At 29.9% G+C, this 4,924-nt stretch carries 7 protein-coding genes; 2 read left to right on the forward strand and 5 right to left on the reverse strand.

The features are described 5' to 3' along the window. Positions 1-287 (forward strand): ATP-binding protein (locus OSO01_RS23045; RefSeq protein WP_186813753.1); only part of this gene is annotated, 287 nt, incomplete at its 5' end. Positions 288-523: 236 nt separating this feature from the next. Further along, positions 524-688 carry a hypothetical protein gene (locus OSO01_RS23510; RefSeq protein WP_186813754.1) on the forward strand — a complete coding sequence of 55 codons (165 nt, stop codon included), beginning with the start codon at positions 524-526 and terminating at the stop codon, positions 686-688. Positions 689-788: 100 nt separating this feature from the next. Here OSO01_RS23510 and OSO01_RS23050 read toward each other — a convergent pair whose 3' ends face one another. The 5 genes from OSO01_RS23050 to OSO01_RS23070 all read right to left on the reverse strand — a co-directional run bounded on the left by OSO01_RS23050 (position 789) and on the right by OSO01_RS23070 (position 4,660). Then, complete coding sequence (locus tag OSO01_RS23050) at positions 789-1,451, reverse strand: hypothetical protein (RefSeq protein ID WP_147212798.1); 663 nt, start codon at positions 1,449-1,451, stop codon at positions 789-791. A gap of 132 nt (positions 1,452-1,583) precedes the next feature. Beyond that, positions 1,584-1,937 (reverse strand): hypothetical protein, encoded by a 354-nt coding sequence (locus OSO01_RS23055; protein ID WP_147212799.1) that lies wholly within the window; start codon positions 1,935-1,937, stop codon positions 1,584-1,586. A gap of 12 nt (positions 1,938-1,949) precedes the next feature. Then, positions 1,950-2,834 carry an SAR2788 family putative toxin gene (locus OSO01_RS23060; RefSeq protein WP_147212800.1) on the reverse strand — a complete coding sequence of 295 codons (885 nt, stop codon included), beginning with the start codon at positions 2,832-2,834 and terminating at the stop codon, positions 1,950-1,952. Between the two features lie 18 nt (positions 2,835-2,852). Further along, positions 2,853-3,752, reverse strand: a complete 900-nt coding sequence (locus OSO01_RS23065) for a S8 family serine peptidase (RefSeq protein ID WP_147212801.1) — start codon at positions 3,750-3,752, stop codon at positions 2,853-2,855. A gap of 455 nt (positions 3,753-4,207) precedes the next feature. Beyond that, positions 4,208-4,660, reverse strand: coding sequence for a hypothetical protein (locus tag OSO01_RS23070; RefSeq protein WP_147212802.1), 453 nt, complete (start codon positions 4,658-4,660; stop codon positions 4,208-4,210). Positions 4,661-4,924: the final 264 nt, after the last annotated feature.

Raw genomic sequence — 4,924 nt, forward strand, 5'->3', positions numbered from 1 at the left:
CCTCTCATTTAGTGATTATTGATGATTTGATGTTTATAGCAATGGATACACGTGAAGTGAATTTATTTTTCCATCTTATTAACAACCTTTATGATAAGGTTTCAATTATATTAACTTCTAATAAAGGACCAAATGAATGGGGAGAATTACTAGGTGATCCAGGGATTACAACGGCTATCCTAGATAGAATTTTACATCGAGCTGAAGTTATTCATTTTCATGATGATGATAGTTATCGAATGAAACACCGCTCTTCCATTTTTATGGAAGAAAGTGTCCAAATTTAATTAGCAAAAAGTGTTCATTTCTACTTGAAGCTCACAATAGTTAACATTATTTAAATTATTATTAATTTATTTCCAACATAAGTTAACAATTGGATTATTAATTAGATTATTCTAAATGAAATCGCTATTTTATTTCAAAAAAATTAAAAAATAGTCTTTTTTAACTATAATTGTATTATATGGTTATTATTGTAATATTACCTATTTATCTACTAATTAATGAAAGGAGGGAGACAATGACAGCCAAACAGTTTGAAAACAAATGGTTTAAAAGTTTAATAATTTTAATGGTTTTAACATTAATAATCAGTAGTTTTCCATTTGCGACTAGCGCACAATCAAAAAAAGAAGAACAGGAAATACTTGACTTAGCAGAGGATCTCGAATATTTAATGGAATAATCCGCCATTTATGATTCTGATAATAATGTGGTTGATTTCGATTTTGATAAGCTAGAAGCTAGATTTGGTGAACAAGAATTTTTCAATGAATTAAAATTAACTATTGGAGAAGATAATAAAAATCCAAATACTTGTGAAATTGGCACCCGAGCAACTTGGAAAGGTTACATGAAGGATGTTGTAAATAACTACGTCCCTCTATATCCTCGTAATTAAAAATAATATATAATTTCTCACCTAAAAAATCATTAGTAATAAATATTGGTATCTTTACACTTTCTTTCTCAGCAAGTGCAAATAGTGGGCTGATGAATATTTTCGATGAATTATTTTGTATATTTTTAATAGTGACACAAATATTTTTAGCAGTATTTTTCGTTTTTTGGGTTAGTTCAAATCTAATAAATTTATCTCCTGTCTTTGTTAACAACGCCTTTAAATTATTGTGTTTATTTTTAACTTCCCGTAAAAAATTATTTGAAATAATTTCCTGATATGTTCTCGGAAGACGAGAAGTCATTTCATTACCTTTATTACTTTTTAAAATGATATATCCATTTGGTGGATACAAGTCTTTTAAGTGTAATTCATCATCTTTTATCATTCTAATATCTAATAACGGCATTAGATTTAAACGCAACATTTCCTCCTGCAATTGAAGGTTTTTATGATTGAATTTGATTAATTCATCATTTTGCTTCATGATTTCTGAATTCTGGCTTAATGTTAAAAACACAGCAATTAGTGTTGCTACTCCACCCAAAAAGCTTCCCCAAAATAATAACCAATCTCTTTTTAAAAGAAATTTGACGAGATTATTAAAAGAGAGTTGATTGATAATAAACAAAATGAATCAACCAACTCTGACATATATTAGTTATAAATTTTTAAAACATTAGCTATCGTAATCTAAAAAAGTAAAGTTGTCCAATGGCAAATCAAGCCTTTTTAGTTGCTTAATCAGCATTTCCTGTTTTACTTTTCCTTTTTCTTGAAATTCTTTTGGATAATACTCAGGATGTCCAACTTCTGCGCCCTCTTCAATCCATTGTTTTCGATACAATTGAAAAGCAGCTTCTCTCATTTCATTTGGAATAACAATATAACCTAGATCCACATTATGATCTTCACTATAACCGTATTCAAAACGACAGCATGAGCAAATTTCGTAAGATGGATTGAAGTTATTATCGTACGCCTCTTCTTCTAGTCCGTCATATCCACAAACTGGACACATGTATGTTTTCATTTCATCACCTACTTATTGTGCGTCAAAATATTTTCTGGCTAACGTCTTCCAATTTTTATTTTTTTTACTGTACTTAGGTTTAAAGAAAGTTTTTATAACGTCATCTTTCGTTAATGAAATAAATTCTCCTGTACTTTTATTATATTTTACAATATCTGTACTATTTTTCTTCCTTTTTGTTAAAACGCCTTTAGAGGTTGAACCAGCTAGGCTTTGAGCTCTTTTTAGATAGCCATCTTTTGTTAATCCTGGAAATTCACGCTTATGGTCTTTCCAATGACTATCCAATTTTTTCGTACTAGAGAATTTTATCTTTGATAAGGTTTTTCCAGAAGCTTTTTTCCCATATTTTTTTGTAGCTGTGTTTACAATAGTTTTCCCATATTTCTTTATAGCCCATTTTACACCATGTTTGGCAACTAAAATAGCTATAACTATTAATGGATGAAATGAAGCCTGAACTTGTGCGGTGTCTACATAAATTTCCTCACCTGTTTTAAGATCTGTAAAAATTGCTTTAAAATCTTCCCCAACTACCTCTGTAACTTCAATATCAAAATTATATTCAACTAATTCACCAGTTTCTTCATCCTCAATTTCAACCGAAGTAATGATTTCTTGATCATCCAAATTAACTTCCATTATGTTATTTGCTTCGATTTCTTCTGAATTGATTGAAGACTCAACGACCAATGTGTCAGTTTGATGATCTACATAACCTTCTGTTTCAACTACATCTTCTATTTCATCACCAGTTAGAATGTTCTCTGTATTTTGCTCGATCTCGCTGAAGTCTACTAGATTATCTTCATTAGAAGATTGAGCATTTGCAAAAATAGGCATTATATTACTAAATAGAAATACAAAGATTAAAAGTTTTACAAAAGTTTTTTTCATTTCCCACCTCGAAGTGACTTATTTTATTTTGAGCAATCCATTTCCGTATGATGGATCATTTTCTTTTCCTTTTACTGGGTGTGCATATTCCAATAAAGTCTTTTGATAGTTCTCATTATCAATTTTATTTTCATCTAATAGTATTGCAATGATAGCAGCTGCATAGGCAGTAGCAAAAGAAGTCCCACTAAGTGTTTCTTGATTAGAAAGATTTCCAATTTTTATAGCTTCGATATCTACGCCAGGTGCAACAAAATTAATTTTCCCCTTTGCAGAATATTTGAATAGATTCATTTTTTCATCTACAGCAGAAATTGATAGAACCTCTTCATATTTAGCTGGATATTCAGTATACATTCCTAAAGTATTACCGGCTGCGGCAACGATAATAATATTATTGTCTGTTGCTTTTTTAATTGCCCTGTGGAGTCTATCATCATCGTTTTCAACACCAAAACTCATATTAATAATATCTACTTCCTGACTAATACTCCATTCAACAGCGGATACTATTTCTTCTATAGTTGCATTTCCATTTTCATCTAGAACATTTGCATCATAAATCGACCCTCTTGGATATACCCCTTCGAAATCATCTTGAAAACTTCTTTTACTTGCTATGATACTAGCTATAGCAGTTCCATGCCCAAGTATATCCTTTGTTTTATTATCATCTGAAAACCGTTTTTCCACTTGGACTCGAGCTTTCTTTTCGTCAATCCCACTATCGATTATTGCAATTTTTATCACTTTCCCGTCTTTCAATGAATTGTAATTATCTTGCTTGTTGATAGAGCAAAATGCCCAATTATTATTACAGTCAAGTTTATTATTTTCATTGAACACTAAAAACAGTACCGCTAATAGTAAACTTAAAATAACGATAAATGAGATTGTAAATAATCTGAATTTTTTCATGAATAATTTCAATTATTATAATACTGAAACGAACTTACAGTATTATCCTAACACTCCACCTCTTCTCTTTATTTATTACATAAAAACCCTTCATCTTATTTATTCTTTCTAAGAAATAAATTATAAACAGCTACATTAACTAAAATTTCAAAAAAATAAATAAAGAAGTTGGATTTTTCACAAAGTAACCTAAATATATGGTCTCCTTTCCTAAATTAATTGTGTAGCTCGATATTACTATATCACCGAACAAACTAGTAGTAAATAACTTCATAAGAAATATTTTAAAACAGAGGTGGAAATTCCCAATTACTCAATTAAGGCATACCTATATATGTTAAAACTAGACTTTTATTGCTTAATTTACTGGCAAGAAGGAAATATTCCTTTGCAGCAAAATTCACCGAAGCCATAATTATTATTGTCTCTTCTGGTTTTGATCTACTATAATGATTTTAATATCTTAGCCACTTCATACCATATATTTCCATAACAGTAGCTTCGGTTTGGTAGCTGTTATTATCATTGTCTAAAGTGTATTTAATTGCCGTTCTTTTTTTCAATTTCCTATTTAAACCTTTTACTACCTTAAAATCCAATTCTTTAAAATTACCTTTAGAATCTTCCCCCACAAAAATAACATCACCTATTAAATAACCGGTTAATTTACTTTTTTCCCTGAAAACTATAGAGGGCTGTCGCTCAGATTGTTTAGTAGCTTTACTATTAACTTTGGATATGAGGTAAATACGTTCTCCAAGATACTTTAATATCAAAACAGTAGATGTCGCTGGTTTTAAAAGTGCTCTAGCAGTAGTTGCATCTCTATAAATATTTGTAGACTCTAGTTTATTTTTACCTAACGCTAACTTGTGGTAGTTTTTTATTTCATTTAAATTTCTTCTCATTGTTATTTCTCCTTAGTTAATTCTTATATCCTAGCCTTCCTTGCCTTTCATTTCTGACGATTTAATCTCTTTCCAATATACTCCTCAAGCTGTTTTCAGGAAATGTGATACGTATACTTTTCTCCAGTCATTTGTATTGCAATTCCGAAAAGCGATATCTCTCTTTGTTATCCAATTCGTACAAATTGCGGTGATTTCTCTAAAAATTTTACTGCCTCAATTATCAATACATTATGATTCATTTGGTTAACCTCCTAAGGTTTT

It is taken from the genome of Oceanobacillus sojae (assembly GCF_007991515.1).
Lineage (GTDB): Bacteria > Bacillota > Bacilli > Bacillales > Amphibacillaceae > Oceanobacillus > Oceanobacillus sojae.